The sequence below is a fragment of the Streptomyces sp. NPDC054783 genome (assembly GCF_053611725.1).
Window position 1 is genome coordinate 107162 of record NZ_JBSHAY010000005.1, and the last position, 16729, is coordinate 123890.

12 protein-coding genes, 1 tRNA gene and 1 pseudogene are annotated in these 16729 nt (G+C 73.0%); 5 read left to right on the forward strand and 9 right to left on the reverse strand.

Annotated features, from left to right (window positions below; translation table 11 throughout):
- Positions 1-38: 38 nt before the first annotated feature.
- Positions 39-1556 (forward strand): MFS transporter, encoded by a 1518-nt coding sequence (locus ACWGJ5_RS12225; RefSeq protein WP_453309653.1) that lies wholly within the window; start codon positions 39-41, stop codon positions 1554-1556.
- A gap of 128 nt (positions 1557-1684) precedes the next feature.
- On the opposite strand, the gene ACWGJ5_RS12230 is transcribed toward ACWGJ5_RS12225, so the two are convergent.
- Together ACWGJ5_RS12230 and ACWGJ5_RS12235 are read right to left on the reverse strand one after the other, a co-directional pair.
- On the reverse strand, positions 1685-2365 hold the full coding sequence (locus ACWGJ5_RS12230; protein ID WP_453309654.1) for a haloacid dehalogenase type II: 681 nt from the start codon (positions 2363-2365) through the stop codon (positions 1685-1687).
- Positions 2366-2370: 5 nt separating this feature from the next.
- Complete coding sequence (locus ACWGJ5_RS12235) at positions 2371-2496, reverse strand: hypothetical protein (RefSeq protein WP_453309655.1); 126 nt, start codon at positions 2494-2496, stop codon at positions 2371-2373.
- Between the two features lie 235 nt (positions 2497-2731).
- On the opposite strand from ACWGJ5_RS12235, the gene fdh reads away from it, so the two are divergent.
- Positions 2732-5992 (forward strand): formate dehydrogenase, encoded by a 3261-nt coding sequence (gene fdh, locus ACWGJ5_RS12240; protein ID WP_453309656.1) that lies wholly within the window; start codon positions 2732-2734, stop codon positions 5990-5992.
- 5 nt (positions 5993-5997) lie between these two features.
- On the opposite strand, the gene selD is transcribed toward fdh, so the two are convergent.
- Complete coding sequence (gene selD, locus ACWGJ5_RS12245; RefSeq protein ID WP_453309657.1) at positions 5998-7017, reverse strand: selenide, water dikinase SelD; 1020 nt, start codon at positions 7015-7017, stop codon at positions 5998-6000.
- Positions 7018-7054: 37 nt separating this feature from the next.
- Between selD and ACWGJ5_RS12250 the strand changes: the two genes are divergently transcribed.
- Positions 7055-7147: transfer RNA gene (locus ACWGJ5_RS12250), tRNA-Sec, on the forward strand.
- Between the two features lie 35 nt (positions 7148-7182).
- On the opposite strand, the pseudogene ACWGJ5_RS12255 reads toward ACWGJ5_RS12250, so the two are convergent.
- A pseudogene (locus tag ACWGJ5_RS12255) lies at positions 7183-8925 on the reverse strand (SelB domain-containing protein); the annotation flags it as partial.
- Positions 8925-10271, reverse strand: coding sequence for an L-seryl-tRNA(Sec) selenium transferase (selA, locus tag ACWGJ5_RS12260; protein WP_453309855.1), 1347 nt, complete (start codon positions 10269-10271; stop codon positions 8925-8927). The gene selA and the pseudogene ACWGJ5_RS12255, both read right to left, overlap by 1 nt.
- A gap of 514 nt (positions 10272-10785) precedes the next feature.
- Between selA and ACWGJ5_RS12265 the strand changes: the two genes are divergently transcribed.
- Positions 10786-11172, forward strand: a complete 387-nt coding sequence (locus ACWGJ5_RS12265; protein ID WP_453309658.1) for a hypothetical protein — start codon at positions 10786-10788, stop codon at positions 11170-11172.
- A gap of 10 nt (positions 11173-11182) precedes the next feature.
- Here the strand turns inward: ACWGJ5_RS12265 and ACWGJ5_RS12270 are convergent, their stop codons facing one another.
- The 4 genes from ACWGJ5_RS12270 to ACWGJ5_RS12285 form a co-directional block, all read right to left on the reverse strand.
- On the reverse strand, positions 11183-12205 hold the full coding sequence (locus tag ACWGJ5_RS12270; protein WP_453309659.1) for an MASE1 domain-containing protein: 1023 nt from the start codon (positions 12203-12205) through the stop codon (positions 11183-11185).
- Positions 12206-12353: 148 nt separating this feature from the next.
- Complete coding sequence (locus ACWGJ5_RS12275) at positions 12354-13184, reverse strand: PP2C family protein-serine/threonine phosphatase (RefSeq protein ID WP_453309660.1); 831 nt, start codon at positions 13182-13184, stop codon at positions 12354-12356.
- Positions 13185-13304: 120 nt separating this feature from the next.
- Complete coding sequence (locus ACWGJ5_RS12280) at positions 13305-13625, reverse strand: hypothetical protein (RefSeq protein WP_228622071.1); 321 nt, start codon at positions 13623-13625, stop codon at positions 13305-13307.
- Positions 13626-13882: 257 nt separating this feature from the next.
- Entirely contained in the window at positions 13883-15091 is a 1209-nt protein-coding gene (locus ACWGJ5_RS12285; RefSeq protein WP_453309661.1) for a hypothetical protein, read from the reverse strand.
- A gap of 184 nt (positions 15092-15275) precedes the next feature.
- On the opposite strand from ACWGJ5_RS12285, the gene ACWGJ5_RS12290 reads away from it, so the two are divergent.
- Positions 15276-16721 carry a glyceraldehyde-3-phosphate dehydrogenase gene (locus tag ACWGJ5_RS12290; protein WP_453309662.1) on the forward strand — a complete coding sequence of 482 codons (1446 nt, stop codon included), beginning with the start codon at positions 15276-15278 and terminating at the stop codon, positions 16719-16721.
- Positions 16722-16729: the final 8 nt, after the last annotated feature.

The window sequence follows — 16729 nt, forward strand, 5'->3', positions numbered from 1 at the left end:
CTGGTGAGCCGGGTCCGGGCCTGGCGAGAGGAGCCCCTGTGACAGCGTCGGCGTCAGCGGCGGACGGTCGGCACGCGGGCGATCAGGAGGCCGGACACGAGCCGGATCCGCGCCGGTGGCGGGCCCTGTGGGTCACCTTGGTGGCCGGCTTCATGAGCCTGTTGGACGTGACGATCGTGGCGGTCGCCCTGCCCACGATCCAGCGCGATCTGCACGCCTCCCCCGCGCAGGTGCAGTGGGTGGTGTCCGGATACGCGCTCGCCTTCGCCCTCGCCCTGGTCACCGCCGGCCGCCTCGGCGACGCGCTGGACCGGCGCCGCATCTTCCTGCTGGCCCTCAGCGGTTTCGTGGTCTTCAGCGCGGCCTGCGGAGCGGCTCCCGGCATCACCCTGCTGGTGGCGGCCCGGCTCGCCCAGGGACTGGCGGCGGGCTTCATGGCGCCGCGGAACTCCGCGCTGATCCAGCAGATGTTCCGCGGCGCCGAACGCGGCCGCGCCTTCGGCTTCTTCGGCGCCACCGTCGGTATGTCGTCCGCGACCGGACCCGTCGCCGGCGGCGCCATCCTCGCCCTGGCCTCGGGCGCCCAGGGCTGGCGGTGGATCTTCTACGTCAACGTCCCCATCGGCATCCTGGCCGTCCTGCTCGGCCGTCGGCTGCTGCCCCGCACTTGCCGGTCCGGACGGGGGCGCGTGGACCTGCCCGGCGTGCTGCTGCTCGGTCTCGGCGTCCTCGCGGTGATGTACCCGCTGGTCCAGGCGGCCTCCGGCGGCATCGGACGCGTGTGGTGGCTGTTCCTCGTCGGCCTGGCGATCCTCGCCGTATTCGCTCGGTGGCAGCGCCACCTCGTCGCACGCGGTGCCCAGCCGCTGCTCGACCCGCGTCTGTTCACCACCGTGCGCGGATACGCCGTCGGCGCCGGAGTCGGCACGCTGTACTTCGTCGGGTTCAGTGGTGTGTGGCTGGTCTTCGCGCTCTTCTACCAGCACGGTCTGGGCTTCTCCCCGCTCCGGTCCGGCCTTGCCGTGACGCCCTTCGCCCTGGGCTCGGCCGGTGCGGCCGTGGTCGCCGGCCGGCTGGTGGACCGGTTCGGCCGCCTACTGACCGTGTGCGGTCTGACGGGCGTGGTCCTCGGCCTTGGCGGCACCGCGCTGCTGCTCCGCTTCGCGCCCCTCGGCAGCGCGCCCTGGGTCGCCGCCCCGCTGCTGTTCCTCGGCGGTGTCGGCAGCGGCTGCGTGGTCTCCCCCAACATCACCATGACGCTGCGGGACGTGCCCGTACGCATGGCGGGTGCGGCGGGCGGCGCCCTGCAGACCGGTCAGCGGCTGGGTGCCGCGGTCGGCACCGCGGCCCTGCCCGGCTTCTTCTACCTCGTGCTCGGCAGGAGTCACGACTACCGCGGTGCCGTCGTCACCGCGCTGGGCGCCGCCCTCGTCGGCATGGTCGCCTCGCTCGCCCTCGCGTCGTCCGACTGGCGGCGCGACCGGCGCACGCGCCCGCCGCACCGGAAATGCCCGGACGAGGTCGCCAACAGCCCCATGCACGCCCGACAGACCTGACCGAGTCCCGTCCCCCGGTGACGGCGGCTGCCGGTACCGGCTGGTGCCTCGTCGGAGCTGCCCGTCAGGGGCAGAGGCAGGCATGCCCGGCGGCCGCGCAGCCCACGACGGCCGGCGGGAAACGCCGCTCAGCCGACCGCGAGCCGCGCCGCCAGGTCCGTCATGGCGGTGACGGTCAGGTCGGCGGGGCGTGCCGTCGAGGGGTAGGGGCGTGAGGTCCGGCGCAGCCAGGCGGTGGGCAGGCCTGCGCGGGCGGCGCCGTCGACGTCCCACGGGTGCACCGAGACCAGCAGGGCTGCACCGGCCGGCACGCCCATGGCGTCCAGCGCGTGGGCGTAGGCCTCCCGAGCAGGCTTCCAGCGGCCCGGTGCCTCGACGTCCAGGTGGGACTCGAAGCAGTCGGTCAGTCCGGCCCGGTCGAGCACCGCGCGGGTGGTGTCGGCGCTGCCGTTCGTCAGGGTCGCCAGCCGGTACCCGGCCGCGCGCAGCGCCCGTACTCCGCCGGGCACGTCCGGGTGCACGGGCAGCTCGGGCAGTCCGGCGAGGACATGTGCCGCGGCCTGTTCCGGGTCGGTGGCGCCCTGCGCTCCTGCTGCCAGCGCCCGCAGCCCGTCCCCGGCGACGGCCGCGAAGGAAGCGTGGCCTCCGGCGAGGGTGAGCGCCACGCCGTCGCGCAGCACCCCCGCGAACCAGGCGGACAGCAGGTGGCCGGGCAGACCGACGTGTTCCAGGCGGTCGGCGAGTGGTGTCATGTCGGTGAGCGTTTCGTTGACGTCGAAGACCAGGACGCGTGGGCGGTCAGCGGGCAAGGGGATCACCTCCGGGCGGGGGCAGGCCGAGCCCCTGCGCCGATCACCAGGAACACGCAGCCCGCGACGAGCGACTCCAGCGCGAAGCCGGCCCCGAGGATGCCCACCGCCCAGCCGTCCCCGGCGCTCATGCGATCACTCCCGTCACCTCACTCGGGACCGCGACGCCCCGGGCCCTACCGGCGGCACCCGGTGCGGTCCGTGCGTCGACACACCGCAGCGGCGGAGTCCCCCGGATCGGCCCCCTCACACCTGCCGGGTCCGTTTGGCAGTGCCCGGCCGGGGTACTCCGCCGCGCACCGGGGCGGGAGATGCCGTGGCCGCGCGCATCCGGGAGAATCGAGAGACCGAGCGGGAGGAGTGGCTGTGGGCGTACGTACCTGGATCGACTCCTGGCCGGTCTACCGGCAGTTGACGGGGACCGATCCGCTGGGCCGGGGCGCCGCTGCGAAGAGCGGGCAGAGCGAGCTGCTTGAGGCCCGGGTGGCCGCGGCCGACCGGGTGGTGAAGTCCGTCTGCCCGTACTGCGCGGTGGGCTGCGGCCAAAACGTGTACGTCCAGGGGGGGCAGGTCACCCAGATCGAGGGCGACCCCGACTCCCCGATCTCGCGCGGGCGGCTGTGTCCCAAGGGCGCGGCGAGCCTGCAGCTGACCACCGGCGAGGCCCGTGAGCACCAGGTCCTCTACCGGCGCCCGCACGGCACCGAGTGGGAGCGGCTGGACCTCGGCACGGCGATGGACATGATCGCCGACCGGGTGATCGCGGCGCGCCGGGCGGGCTGGCAGTGGGAGGTCGACGAGACCCGCACCCGGCGCACCCTCGGCATCGCGAGCCTCGGCGGGGCCACGCTCGACAACGAAGAGAACTACCTGATCAAGAAGTTGTTCACGGCGCTCGGGGCGATCCAGATCGAGAACCAGGCGCGTGTTTGACACTCCTCCACCGTTCCCGGTCTGGGAACCTCGTTCGGACGCGGCGGCGCGACCACATTCCAGCAGGACCTGCAGAACGCGGACTGCATCGTCATCGAGGGCTCGAACATGGCCGAGTGCCATCCGGTCGGGTTCCAGTGGGTGATGGAGGCCAAGGCGCGGGGCGCGAAGCTGGTCCACGTCGACCCGCGGTTCACCCGCACCAGCGCACTGGCCGATGTGCATGTGCCGCTGCGCGCGGGCACGGACATCGCCTTCCTCGGCGGGATGATCAACTATGTGCTGGAGCACGAGAAGTACTTCCGCGACTACATCGTGGCCTACAGCAACGCCCCGGTGATCCTCAGGGAGGACTTCCGCGACACCGAGGACCTCGCGGGTGTGTTCTCCGGCCTGGACTCGAAGAACCGCTCCTACGACAACGCCAGTTGGCAGTACGAGGGCACCGAGATCCAGGCGGCCTCCGGGGAGCGCGACCGGGGGTACGACAAGCGCACCCGCGGCGGCAGTTCGGTGACCGAGGCGGCACGCGGCGAGGCGCACGGGGCGGGCGGCGCGGTGATCGGCGAGGGCGAACCCGAGCGTGACGAGACGCTGACACATCCGCGCTGTGTCTTCCAGGTGCTCAAGCGGCACTACGCCCGCTACACACCGGAGATGGTCGAGGAGGTCTGCGGGGTGCCGCGGGACCTGTTCCGGCAGGTGTGCGAGCTGGTCACGGAGAACTCCGGCCGCGACCGGACCACCGCCTTCGCCTACGCGGTCGGCTGGACCCAGCACACGGTCGGCGTGCAGTACATCCGGGCGGCCTGTGTCCTGCAGACCCTGCTCGGCAACATCGGCCGGCCGGGCGGCGGCATCCTCGCGCTGCGCGGACACGCCTCCATCCAGGGCTCCACGGACATCCCGACCCTGTTCAACCTGCTGCCGGGCTACATCCCGATGCCGCACGCCCACCAGAACCAGGACCTGGACGCCTTCGTGCAGGCCGACGCGGCCCACAAGGGCTACTGGGGCAACATGCGCTCGTACCTGGTGAGCCTGCTCAAGGCCTACTGGGGTGACGCGGCGCGGGCCGACAACGACTTCTGCTTCGACTACCTGCCCCGGCTGACCGGCAGCCACTCGGCGTACGAGACGGCCATGGCCCAGCTGGAGGGCACCTGCAAGGGCTACTTCCTGTACGGCGAGAACCCGGCGGTCGGCAACGCCAACTCCAAGGTGATGCGGCTCGGCATGGCGAACCTGGACTGGCTGGTCGTCCGGGACTTCTCGCTGATCGAGTCGGCGACCTGGTGGCAGGACGGGCCCGAGATCGAGACCGGTGAGCTGCGCACGGAGGACATCCGCACGGAGGTGTTCTTCCTGCCGGCCGCCGCGCACACCGAGAAGGACGGCAGCTTCACCAACACCCAGCGGCTGCTGCAGTGGCACGACCAGGCGGTCGAGCCGCCCGGCGAGGCGCGCAGCGACCTGTGGTTCACCTATCACCTGGGGCGGATCATCCGGGAGAAGCTCGCCGGGTCCTCCGACGAGATGGACCGGCCGCTGCTCGACCTGGCCTGGGACTATCCGACGAGGGGCCGGTTCGCCGAACCGGACGCGGAGGCCGTCCTCGCCGAGATCAACGGCCACGACGCCGAGGGTAACCCGCTGTCCTCCTACGAGCAGCTGAAGCCGGACGGCTCGACGTCCTGCGGCTGCTGGATCTACTGCGGTGTCCGCGCCGACGGCGTCAACCAGGCCGCCCGCCGCAAGCCCGGCCGGGAGCAGGACTGGGTGGCCGCCGAATGGGCGTGGGCCTGGCCCGCCAACCGGCGGATCCTGTACAACCGCGCCTCCGCCGACCCGCGGGGCAGGCCCTGGAGCGAGCGGAAGGCGCTGGTGTGGTGGGACCCGGAGAAGGGCGAGTGGTCCGGGCACGACGTACCCGACTTCAAGAAGGACAAGGCACCCGATCACCAGCCGCCCGAGGACGCGACCGGTCCGGAGGCGCTGTCCGGCACGGACCCGTTCATCATGCAGGCCGACGGCAAGGCCTGGCTGTACGTGCCGTCCGGTCTCACCGACGGCCCGCTGCCGGCCCACTACGAGCCGCAGGACTCTCCGTTCCCGAACCTGCTCTACGATCAACAGCGCAATCCCGTACGGCAGTTGATGCCGACGATCCCCGACAACCGCTACCAGCCGAGCGGTGACGAGCGCGGTTCCCAGGTGTTCCCCTACGTGGCCACCACCTACCGGCTCACCGAGCACCACACGGCGGGCGGCATGTCCCGCTGGCAGCCGTATCTGGCCGAGCTGCAGCCGGAGTTCTTCTGCGAGGTCTCCCCGGAGCTCGCCGCCGAGCGGGGCCTGGAACACACCGGGTGGGCGACGATCGTCAGCGCCCGCGCGGTGATCGAGGCGCGGGTGCTGGTGACCGACCGGATCGCGCCGCTGACGGTGCAGGGCCGCAGGCTGCACCAGGTGGGGCTGCCCTACCACTGGGGTCCCAACGGCTACAGCACCGGGGACGCGGCCAACGAACTGCTGCATCTGTCCCTCGACCCCAACACGCACATCCAGGAGTCGAAGGCGTTCGCCGTGGACATCCGCCCGGGGCGGCGACCGCGCGGTCCGGCCTCGGTGGAGCTGGTGCGGGCGTACCGGGCCCGGGCGGGCATCGACGAGCACACGGGAACGGAGCCGTAGCGGCCCTATCGGAGGACGATCGAGTGGGGGCCGCGCGGCAGGAGTTCCCCCACCACCGGCGCCCCGGGCACCTCGCCGGCGACCAGCAGACCGCCGGAGGTCTGGGCGTCGGCCAGCAGCAGCCGGGTGTCGGCGTCGGTGTCCCCGAAGTCGGTGTGCGGGGCGACCCATTCGAGGTTGCGCCGGGTGCCGCCGCTGACGTATCCGTCCCGGACGGCCTCCCGGGCCCCGTCCAGGTACGGGACGGCGGCGGTGTCTACCACGGCGGTCACTTCCGAGGCCCGCGCCAGCTTGTGCAGATGGCCGAGGAAGCCGAACCCCGTGACGTCGGTGGCACAGGTGGCCCCGGCGGCGAGGGCGGCCCCGGCGGCGTCCCGGTTGAGTGCCGTCATGGCGGCGACGGCCTGCTCGAACCGCTCGCCGGTGACCTTGTGCCGGTTGTTGAGCACGCCCACGCCGAGCGGCTTGGTCAGCGACAGCGGCAGCCCCGGCCGGCCGGCGTCGTTGCGCAGCAGCCGCTCGGGGTCCGCGAGGCCGGTGACGGCCATGCCGTACTTGGGTTCCGGGTCGTCGACGCTGTGTCCGCCGCCGACATGGCAGCCGGCCTCGGTGGCGATGTCCAGGCCGCCGCGCAGTACCTCGCGGGCCAGGTCGAAGGGGAGCCGGTCGCGGGGCCAGGTCAGCAGGTTCACGGCGAGCACCGGCCGGCCGCCCATCGCGTACACGTCGGACAGGGCGTTGGCGGCGGCGATGCGGCCCCAGTCGTAGGGGTCGTCCACGACCGGGGTGAAGAAGTCCGCCGTGCAGACGACCCCCAGCCCCCGGTGTGTGACCACGGCGGCGTCGTCGCCGGTGGCGAGGCCGACGAGCAGCGGCGTGTCGCCCCCGGCGAGCTGGGGCACGGTCAGCCCGGCGACCACGTCCTCCAGTTCCCCGGGCGGGATCTTGCAGGCGCAGCCGCCGCCGTGCGCGTACTGGGTGAGCCGGACGGGCGCCGGGTGGATCGGTGGGGATGTCGATGTCATGGCGGCGGTCTCCTGGGGCAGTAGCCTGACGAGCGGTGGAGGCGTGTGGGTGCCTGGTGGCCCTCCCGGTCTTCAAAACCGAGGGGCCCGAGGATCTCGGGCCGGCGGGTTCGATTCCCGTCCGCCTCCGTTCACCGCGTCGGTACGGCAGCGCCGGTGCTGGTCGTCGACGCGCTCGGTGTGCCCCCGGGCGTCCAGGAACTCCAGCAGAGGTACGGCGACCCGCCGGGTGGTGTCCAGCGCACGGCGGGCCTCTTGAAGCGTGAACGGCTGGGGCAGGGTGCGCAGGACGGCGGCGGCCTCGGCGTCGGCGCCGGGCAGCAGCACGATTCCGTCGGCGATCCGCAGCAGCGCACCGGCCGTGACGGCGGCGGCCAACGCCTTGCGGTCCAGGCGGAGTTCGGCGAGCCGGCCGGCCTCGGGGGCGCGGAACGGTGTACGGTCGAGGTCCTCGCGCACGGCGTCCACTGCGGCGCGGACGGGCGGGGGCAGAACGGGGCGAAGGCCGTCCGGGGGGTACAACCGGCCTTGCTCACTGCGGAGTCGGGGCGTGGTTTCGGCCAGGGCGTCCACGAGGGCACGATCCGGCAGGCCGAGCAGCCGGCGGGCCGCCTCGGCGGGCAGGCCCGGCTCCAGCGGGTGTTCCCTCGCATGCCGTTCCACCTCATCGGCAAGCCGGTCCTTCAGGGCGGTCCAGTAGGTGTCGTCCGCCAGCCAGTCCCCCGTGACGGGTTCGGCGGGGGCCGGGAAGCCCATCGCCAGCAGGTCGGCGCGCCGGATCAGTTTGCGGCGGCGCAGTTCGGCGGCGCCGTCGGGACGGCCGGTCAGGGCGTCGAGTTCGGCGGCGCGGGCCCGCCCGGCGCCGCGCCGGGTCAGCCGGGGCGGCCGTACGTCGAGGACGGTGACCCCGCAGGGCATACGACTGCCGCCAGGTTCGCGCAGCACTGCGCGGTCGCCGACCCGCAGCGGCAGGCCCCGGGCGAGGGTGAGCCGGGCGGTGTCCCCACCGAGCGGGCGGAGGGTGACGGGCACGGCGGCCGTGCCGATGTGCAGGGTGACCGAGCGGGGCAGGTCACGGACCGGCTCGCCGGTGACCCGTACGTCGAGCGCCGCGCTGCTCAGCCAGCGGTCCGGGGTCAGCAGCACCTGTCCCCGGCGCAGTCCGTCGGCCCCCCGGCCGTGCACATTGACCGCGACCCGGGCCACCCCGCTGACCGTCGTCCGCTCCTCGTGCAGGGTCTGCAGCCCGCGCACCCGGAGCACGGCCGAACCGTCGCCGGTGACGAGCCGGTCGCCGATACGCAGGGTGCCCGCGCCGAGGGTGCCGGTCACCACGGTGCCGTGGCCGCGCACGGTGAAGGCGCGGTCGAGCCACAGCCGTACGTCGGTGTCGGGGTCCGGCTCGGTCAACTTGCCTGTCAGCCGCGCCAGTTCACCGCGCAGCTCGTCCAGTCCGGCACCGGTGACGGCGCTCACCGCGACCGCGGGGACCTTGCCGAGACAGGTCCGGGCCAGCCGCTCGACGGCGTCGACGCGTACGGTCTCGGGGTCGGCGAGGTCGCTGCGGGTCACGGCGAGGACGGCGTGCCGGACGCCGAGCGCGTCGAGGACGGCCAGGTGCTCCTCGGACTGGGGCTGCCAGCCCTGGTCGGCGGCGACCACGAACAGCACGGCGGGCACCGGTCCGACTCCGGCCAGCATGGTCGGCACGAAGCGTTCGTGCCCGGGCACGTCGACGAAGGCAAGGTGGTCCCCGTCCGCGCCGAGCCGTGTCCACACGAAGCCCAGGTCGAGGGTGAGCCCCCGGCGCCGCTCCTCCTCGTAGCGGTCGGGCTCCATGCCGGTGAGGGCCCGTACCAGGGCGGACTTGCCGTGGTCTACATGGCCGGCGGTGGCGAGCACCCGCATCAGGTCCGCCTGTCCTCTCCCGGCCGGGCGCAGCGCACGGCATCGGCCAGCCGTGCGTCTTCCTGCTCGGGCACCGCGCGCAGATCCAGCAGGCAGCGGCCCGCCTCCAGCCGTCCGACGACGGGGACCGGGCCGGTGCGCAACGCGACGGCGTACTGCTCGGGCAGGGAGAGCGCCGCGCTGGGCAGGGTGACTCCGGGGGCGCCGCCGCCGCCGACGGTGGCGAAGGAGTCGACGGCCCGTACGTCGATGCCGTCGGCGGCGAGTCCGCCCGCGAGCCGGTCGGCGCGGGCGCGCAGGCCGGCCGGGTCGGCGGTGAGGGCGAGGGCCGTCGGGGTGGGCGGGCCGGTGAGGGTGGCCTCCAGGGCGGCCAGGGTCAGCTTGTCGACGCGCAGGGCGCGGGCCAGCGGGTGCCGGGCGAGGGCGCGGACCAGGTCCCTCTCACCCAGCAGCAGCCCGCACTGGGGGCCGCCGAGGAGCTTGTCGCCGCTCGCGGTGACGAGGGCGGCGCCCGCGCGGAGTTCGGTGTCGGCGTCGGGTTCCTCGGGCAGCGCGGGATGCGAAGCGAGCAGTCCGGAGCCGATGTCGACGACGACCGGCACGCCGAGAGCGGCGAGTTCGGCGGTCCCGGCGGACCGGGTGAAGCCGGTGATGCGGAAGTTGGACGGATGCACCTTGAGCACGAAGCCGGTGTCCGGGCCGACCACGGCGGCGTAGTCGGCCGCCGTCGTTCGGTTGGTCGTGCCGACCTCGCGGAGCCGGGCGCCGGTCGAGACGAGCAGGTCCGGCAGCCGGAAACCGTCGCCGATCTCCACCATCTCGCCCCGGCTGACGACGATCTCCTTGCCGGCCGCGAGGGCGGTGGCGGCGAGCACGAGCGCGGCGGCGCCGTTGTTGACGACGTGCGCGGCCCCGGCGGACGGCACGCGCTCGTGCAGGGCGGCGAGGGCGGAACGGCCACGGCGGGCGCGTACCCCGGTCGCCAGGTCCAGTTCGACGTCCGTGGGTCCGGCGGCCTCCTGGACGGCCTGCCGGGCGGCGGCCGACAGCGGGGCCCGGCCGAGGTTGGTGTGCAGCAGCACCCCGGTGGCGTTGATCACCGGCCGCAGTCCGCTCGCGGTACCGGGCAGCAGGGCCACGGCCGTCTCCGGCACCTGCTCGGGCGGGAGGCCGCCCTCGCGGGCCCGCGTCTGGGCCTCGCGTACGGCGGCCTTCACCACAACGGCACCGAGCCGCTCCACGGCCGCCGACAGCCGGGGCTCGCGCAGCAGGTGGTCGGTGCGCGGGATGCGACGGCGGGCGTCAGTGCCGTCCGATGGCCGTGCGACGTGTTCAGCCGACCGCAGCGCGTGGTCCGCCGACCGCTCGGCCGTGCGGCCGCGCGGTTCGGACGGGCCGCCGCGCGGTTCGGGTGGGCCGTCGCGCGGTTCGGGTGGGCCGTCGTACCGTTCGGGCGTGCCGTCGCAATTTTGGAATGCGGCGTCGCGCCATTCACCGGTGCAGTCGCGCGGTGCGGATGTGCCGGCGTGCCGTTCGGATGTGCCGCCGCGTGGTTCGGACGTGCCGTCGCGCCATTCACCGGTGCCGTCGCAACGTTTGGATGTGCCGTCGCAACGTTTGGATGTGCCGGCGCGCCGTTCGGAAGTGTCGCCGCGCCGTTCCGCACCGCCGGAGCTGGGTCGGGCCGCCCCGGGCCGCTGCTCCGCCCCGCTCGCCGTCCGCTGCTCCATGCCGTGCCTGTCCCTCCGGTCCGGCCCGGGCCCGTCCGGGCACCGCCCATCGTCCCCCAGTGCCCCCGACCGGCGGTTCGACACGCCGGGAGGTGTTGGCGCCGGCCACCGCCCGGGTACTCGGCCGCGCATGAAGGACACGGACCGTGGGCACGACAAGGGCCGTCCGCAGGGCGAGGACCACGACCGGCAGGGTGAGGGCGAGACGGCCGCCGAGCGGGCCGCACGCCGGCAGCGCGAGGCGGAGCGCGAGCGTGTCTCCGCCGAGCCGTTCGACCACCCGTACCCGGAGTGCCGGGCCGGGGTCAGGGCCCGGCGTCTTGTGGGCGAGGCCGAGGCCGTCGCGGACATGCCACCCGGCATCCCTGGCGGCTACGGGACGACCGGCGTCAGTCAGCCCGGCGTCACCGGTGCCGCGCACCCGCCGACGCCCACGCCCCGGGACGTCAGGTCACGCAAGGACTTCGCGGAGCCGGGCAGCGACGACGAGGGGCCGGTGAACCGGTCCGGCCGGTGACGCCGGACCGTTACGGGGGTCGGGTCGGCCGGGGCGTGGCGGACCCGCCGTCGGCGCCCTCGCTGCCCGGCCGGGTCCTGGGCGGCGGTGGTTCGCCGGCGGTGAGGTGTTCCAGGACCTCGACCAGTTCCTGGCAGGCCTTTTCCACCGAGCGCCGGGTGTTGCGCTGCTCGGTGATCACGCCGGACAGCAGCAGCGCGGTCAGCGCCATCGCGCCGTTGAACGCCTGGAGCTTCGCCATGATCTCGATGCGGCTCAGCCCCGCGAAGGCCCCGGCACCGTCCGTCGCGGCGACCGTGGCCACCACGGACGTCAGCAGCGCGCACAGCATGCTGCCCAGGAGCTGGAAGCGCAGGGCGGCCCAGATGAGGAGCGGGTAGACGAGGTAGAGCACGCTGATCGAGCTGCCGACGGCCACCGGTACGAGAGCACAGGCGACGACGGTCAGCGCGGTCGCCTCCTTCCAGCGGGCCAGGGTCGGCGGCCAGCGCGCGCGGTGCAGCATCAGCAGCAGCGGGGTGACGAGCAGCACTCCCATGGCGTCGCCCACCCACCAGGCCAGCCAGACCGGCCAGAAGCTGTGCACGTCCAGCTTGCCCATGAGGACGAGGAGGCCGATGCCGACGCTCGCGCTGATCAGCATGGCGGTCAGCGCGCCCAGGAACACCAGGGCGACGCCGTCCCGCAACCGGCCGAGATCGGTGTGGAAGCGGGCCCGGCGCAGCAGGAGCGCCGCGCACACCGGTGCGAGGGTCTGGCCGGCGAGGGTGCCGAGCACGTCAAGGCGGAAGGTGGTCACGGACATCACGGCGAAGAAGGCACCGATCGTGATGCCGGGCCAGCAGCCGAGGCCGAGGATCAGCAGGGCGGCGAGGGCCACGCCGGTCGGCGGCCAGATGGGGGTGACCACGGCGCCCTCGACGGTGAGTTCGCGCAGGAGTCCGAGCCGGGCCGCGCCGTAGTAGCAGGCCGCGACGGCCACCACCTGGACGGCGTAGCCGCCCGGTCGGCGCAGATCGTCGATACCCACCACAGCAGCAATCCCACACCGATGGCCCCGGGTCGGCGAGGCGAGAGCCGGTGCGGTCCGGCCCTATGGCTGAATCACGCGGCGGCTTCGCGTGTCCGTCCCGGCCTACGGGCGCCGGATCCAGGTCCGCACCCGCGGCCGGCCGCTCCGGTCACAGGTGGTTTCCGGGGCCGTCCAGGCCCACGACGAGGACGGCCGCGTCGTCCTCGTGGCCGACGCTCTCGGCGCCCTTGATCACGGCGGCGGCCAGGGCGTGGGCCTCCAGGCCGGCGACGGCGGCGATGCCGGCGAGGCGGACCACCTGCTCGAGGCCGTCCTCGATGTTCAGCGAGGGGCCCTCCACCACGCCGTCGGTGAGCAGCACGAACACGCCGCCCGTGGTGAGCCGGTGCCTGCTCACCGGGAACTCCATACCCCTGTCGATCCCGAGCGGCGGCCCGCCCTCGTCGTCGACGACGCCGGACTTGCCGTCCGCCGTGGCCCACACGAACGGGATGTGGCCGGCCCGGGCGCTCTCCAGCACTCCGGTGGCCGGGTCGAGGCGCATGAAGACGCAGGTGGCGAACAGTTCGCTGCCCAGGGCCAGCAGCAGTTCGTTGGTGCGGGTGAGGAGTTCGCCGGGCTCACCGGTCACGGAGGCGAGGGCACGGAGCCCGGCGCGTACCTGGCCCATGAACGCGGCGGCCTCGATGTTGTGCCCCTGGACGTCGCCGATGGCCAGCCCGATCCGCCCGTCGGGCAGGGCGAACGCGTCGTACCAGTCGCCGCCCACGTTCAGGCCGAGGTTGGCCGGCGTGTAGCGGACGGCGAGGTGCAGGCCCGGTGCGGTGGGCAGGTCACGGGGCAGCATGCCGCGCTGCAGGGCGAGGGCCAGCTCCACCTGGGTGCGCTGCAGCTCCGCGCGCTCCCGCGCCTGGGCGGTGAGCGAGCCGAGTCTGGCCAGCAGCTCATCGCCTTCGTCCGTGGAGCGCTTGCGGGGCATCGATCACTTCCGGCGGGGCGGGCGGTCGTCAACGATCGCCGCCTGAATTTTCGGCAAACGTCTAGATTTTACCTATATCGGATGATCTCGCCCCGCGAGCGGCCGCGGTACTACTCCTGGTCAGCGCACCTCGGAGTCGATCCCGGTGACCACGGCGGGCCCCAGCGCCGCGCTCCGCTCGTCCAGTCCCGCGTCTTGGAGGGCGGAGCCGGCGAGCCGGCGGGCCTCCTGCTCTGCGTGCGGGCCGGTGTCCGCCTCGACGGACAGCCGGAGGGTGAAGGTGTTGTCCTCGTTGACACTGAGCACGTCCAGGCCCTCGGCGCTGCCCATCCGGGTGCCGTGCGGATCGGCGGGCCTGAGCGCCCTGGCCAGGCGGGTCCGGGCGTCCGTCCCGATGTCCGCGGTGAAGGTGCCGGGGACGCTGATCACGTAGGTCGTCATGACGGTCCTTTCCTCGGGCGTCCCCCCGCCTACCCCGATTCGCGGCCTTCGCACAGCGCCTGCGCGGACCGGCGTCGGCCGTCCGCACCGGGAACGGAACACGGACGGCACGTTCGCCGCGGAAAACACCGTGGCCGCCCTGCTGCTCGTCGCGATGCAGTCGGGCGCCGCCCGGGTCCCGTCCTGGGCGGCTCCGCGGTCGGCGGGGGGCTCGGCGGTCACGCGCCGGTCGAGGGCGGTGCCGAGCCGGTGGTGGATCACAGTGGGGAGTGGGCCACCACCGTCACGAAGGCACCGAACAGCAGGGACGCCACGGCGAGGCCGGCGTAGACGACCACCGCGTGGGCCGGCCGGACCCGCCAGGTCCGGGCCAGTGCTCGGGCCATGGGGATGAGCAGCGGGAAGGCGGGCAGCAGGAACCGCGGCTTGGAGGAGAAGGAGCCGGAGCCGCCGACGACGAGCAGGACCAGTACCCCGGCGAAGACCAGCAGGGCCAGCGGGGCGCGTTCCAGGCACAGCAGCGCGAACAGCAGCACGCCAGCCGCGACGATCACCACGGCCGCCGGATAGACGGCGCCGCCCCCGTGCAGCAGCAGGGCCTTGAGGAAGCGTGCCGAGCCGACGCCGAAGTCGAAGCGCGAGTCCCAGGCGCTCTGCACCTTGAAGTAGCCGCCGAGCAGGTCTCCCGTCTGGCTGCCCACCCACAGCACGTAGCCGAGCCAGCCCAGCGGGGCCAGCATGGCACCGGCCCACACGCTCGCCGGGGCCCGGCCGCGCTGCCGCACGACCTCGTACGCGGCCGCGATGCAGACGGCCCCCGCCACCGCGAAACCGCTCGGCCGCGACAGGCCCGCCAGCGCGGCCAGCGCGCCGGCCCACAGCCAGCGGCCCTTGAGGACGCAGTACAGGGACCAGATGGCGAGTGCCGCGAACAGCGACTCGGTGTAGGCGATGGTCAGTTCGACGGAGTGCGGCATCGCGGCCCACAGGGCGACCAGCGCGGTGGCGACCCCGCGGCCGTAGAGCAGGTGGCCGATGGCGTACACGCCGTACGCCGCCACGCCCGCGGCGATCCAGGAGATGAGCAGCGCGGCCTGGCCGGGGGTGAACGGCAGAACCGTGGTCAGCGCCCTGATCAGCCCCGGGTACAAGGGGAAGAACGCCCAGTCGCTCTGGACGGCCCCCTGCGGGGTGATCCAGATCTTGTGGCCGTAACCCTGGGCGGCGATGTGCAGATACCAGCGGGAGTCCCATGAGTGGGCGAGGCTTTTGACGAGCGGATGTCCCCTGACGGCGTTGGTGAGTATCACCAGGAGGATCCCGGCGAGCCTCACGGCCGCGAACAGGCCGAGGGCCGGGAGCGCCCCCTCGGGGATCCCGCGCCGGGTGATCCACGGGAGCGTCGGCGGGCGAAGGGGTCGGGACGGGGCGGCCGACTCGGGCCGCGGTACTGAGGAGGTGCTCACTCTCTTGACCTTGGGCACGCCAGGTAAGACGGGCAATCCGCGACTCGGGTTTCTTACGGACTTCCACCCTGATTCAGGAATCGGTCAAGGAAAGGGTGCAAATCCCTTACTCCACCACCCCCGGAAGGAGCACTTGAGAGGTGTGGTTACCATATGAGCGCTCCCTAGCTCGAAAGATGGATCCGTGACTGTCAACGACGACTCGTTCACCAACTGGAAGATCCGCGAGGAGATCGCGGAGGCCATGATCCCGCTCATCGGGAAGCTGCAGCGCGAGCGGGACGTGACCGTCCTGCTGCACAGCCGCTCCTTGGTGAACAAGTCGGTGGTCGGCATCCTCAAGACGCACCGTTTCGCCCGGCAGATCGACGGCGCGGAGCTGTCGGTCACCGAGACCATGCCGTTCCTCGAGGCCCTGACCACCCTCGACCTCGGACCCTCCCAGATCGACCTCGGCATGCTCGCCACGATGTACAAGGCCGACGAGCGCGGCCTGAGCGTCGAGCAGTTCACCGCCGAGGCCGTCGCCGGTGCCACCGGCGCCAACAAGATCGAGCGCCGTGAGCCCCGCGACGTCGTCCTGTACGGCTTCGGCCGCATCGGCCGGCTCGTCGCCCGCCTGCTGGTCGAGAAGGCCGGCTCCGGCAACGGCCTGCGTCTGCGTGCCATCGTGGTGCGCGGCGGCGGCGCCCAGGACATCGTCAAGCGCGCCTCGCTGCTGCGCCGCGACTCCATCCACGGCCAGTTCCAGGGCACGATCACCGTGGACGAGGACGCCAGCACGATCGTGGCCAACGGCAACGAGATCAAGGTGATCTACGCCGACGACCCGTCGCACGTGGACTACACCGAGTACGGCATCCGGGACGCCATCCTCATCGACAACACCGGCAAGTGGCGCGACCGCGAGGGGCTGTCCAAGCACCTGCGCCCCGGCATCGAGAAGGTCGTGCTGACCGCGCCGGGCAAGGGCGACGTCCCGAACATCGTGCACGGCGTCAACCACGACACCATCAAGCCGGACGAGCAGGTCCTGTCCTGCGCCTCCTGCACCACCAACGCCATCGTGCCGCCGCTGAAGGCGATGGACGACGAGTACGGTGTGCTGCGCGGCCACGTGGAGACGGTCCACTCGTTCACCAACGACCAGAACCTGCTGGACAACTACCACAAGTCCGAGCGCCGTGGCCGCTCCGCGCCGCTCAACATGGTGATCACCGAGACCGGTGCCGCCTCCGCCGTCGCCAAGGCGCTGCCGGACCTCAAGGCGAAGATCAGCGGCAGCTCGATCCGCGTCCCGGTGCCGGACGTTTCTATCGCGATCCTCAACTTGCAGCTGGCCCGCGAGACCACCCGCGAGGAGGTCCACGACTACCTGCGCGAGGTGTCGCTGACCTCGCCGCTCAAGCGCCAGATCGACTTCATCACGGCGCCCGACGCGGTCTCCAGCGACTTCATCGGCTCGCGCCACGCCTCGATCGTGGACGCCGGCGCCCTGAAGGTCGACGGCGACAACGCCATCCTCTACCTCTGGTACGACAACGAGTTCGGCTACTCCTGCCAGGTGGTCCGGGTCGTCCAGCACGTCTCGGGCGTGGAGTACCCGACGTACCCGGCGACGGCGGTCTGATCCTCCCT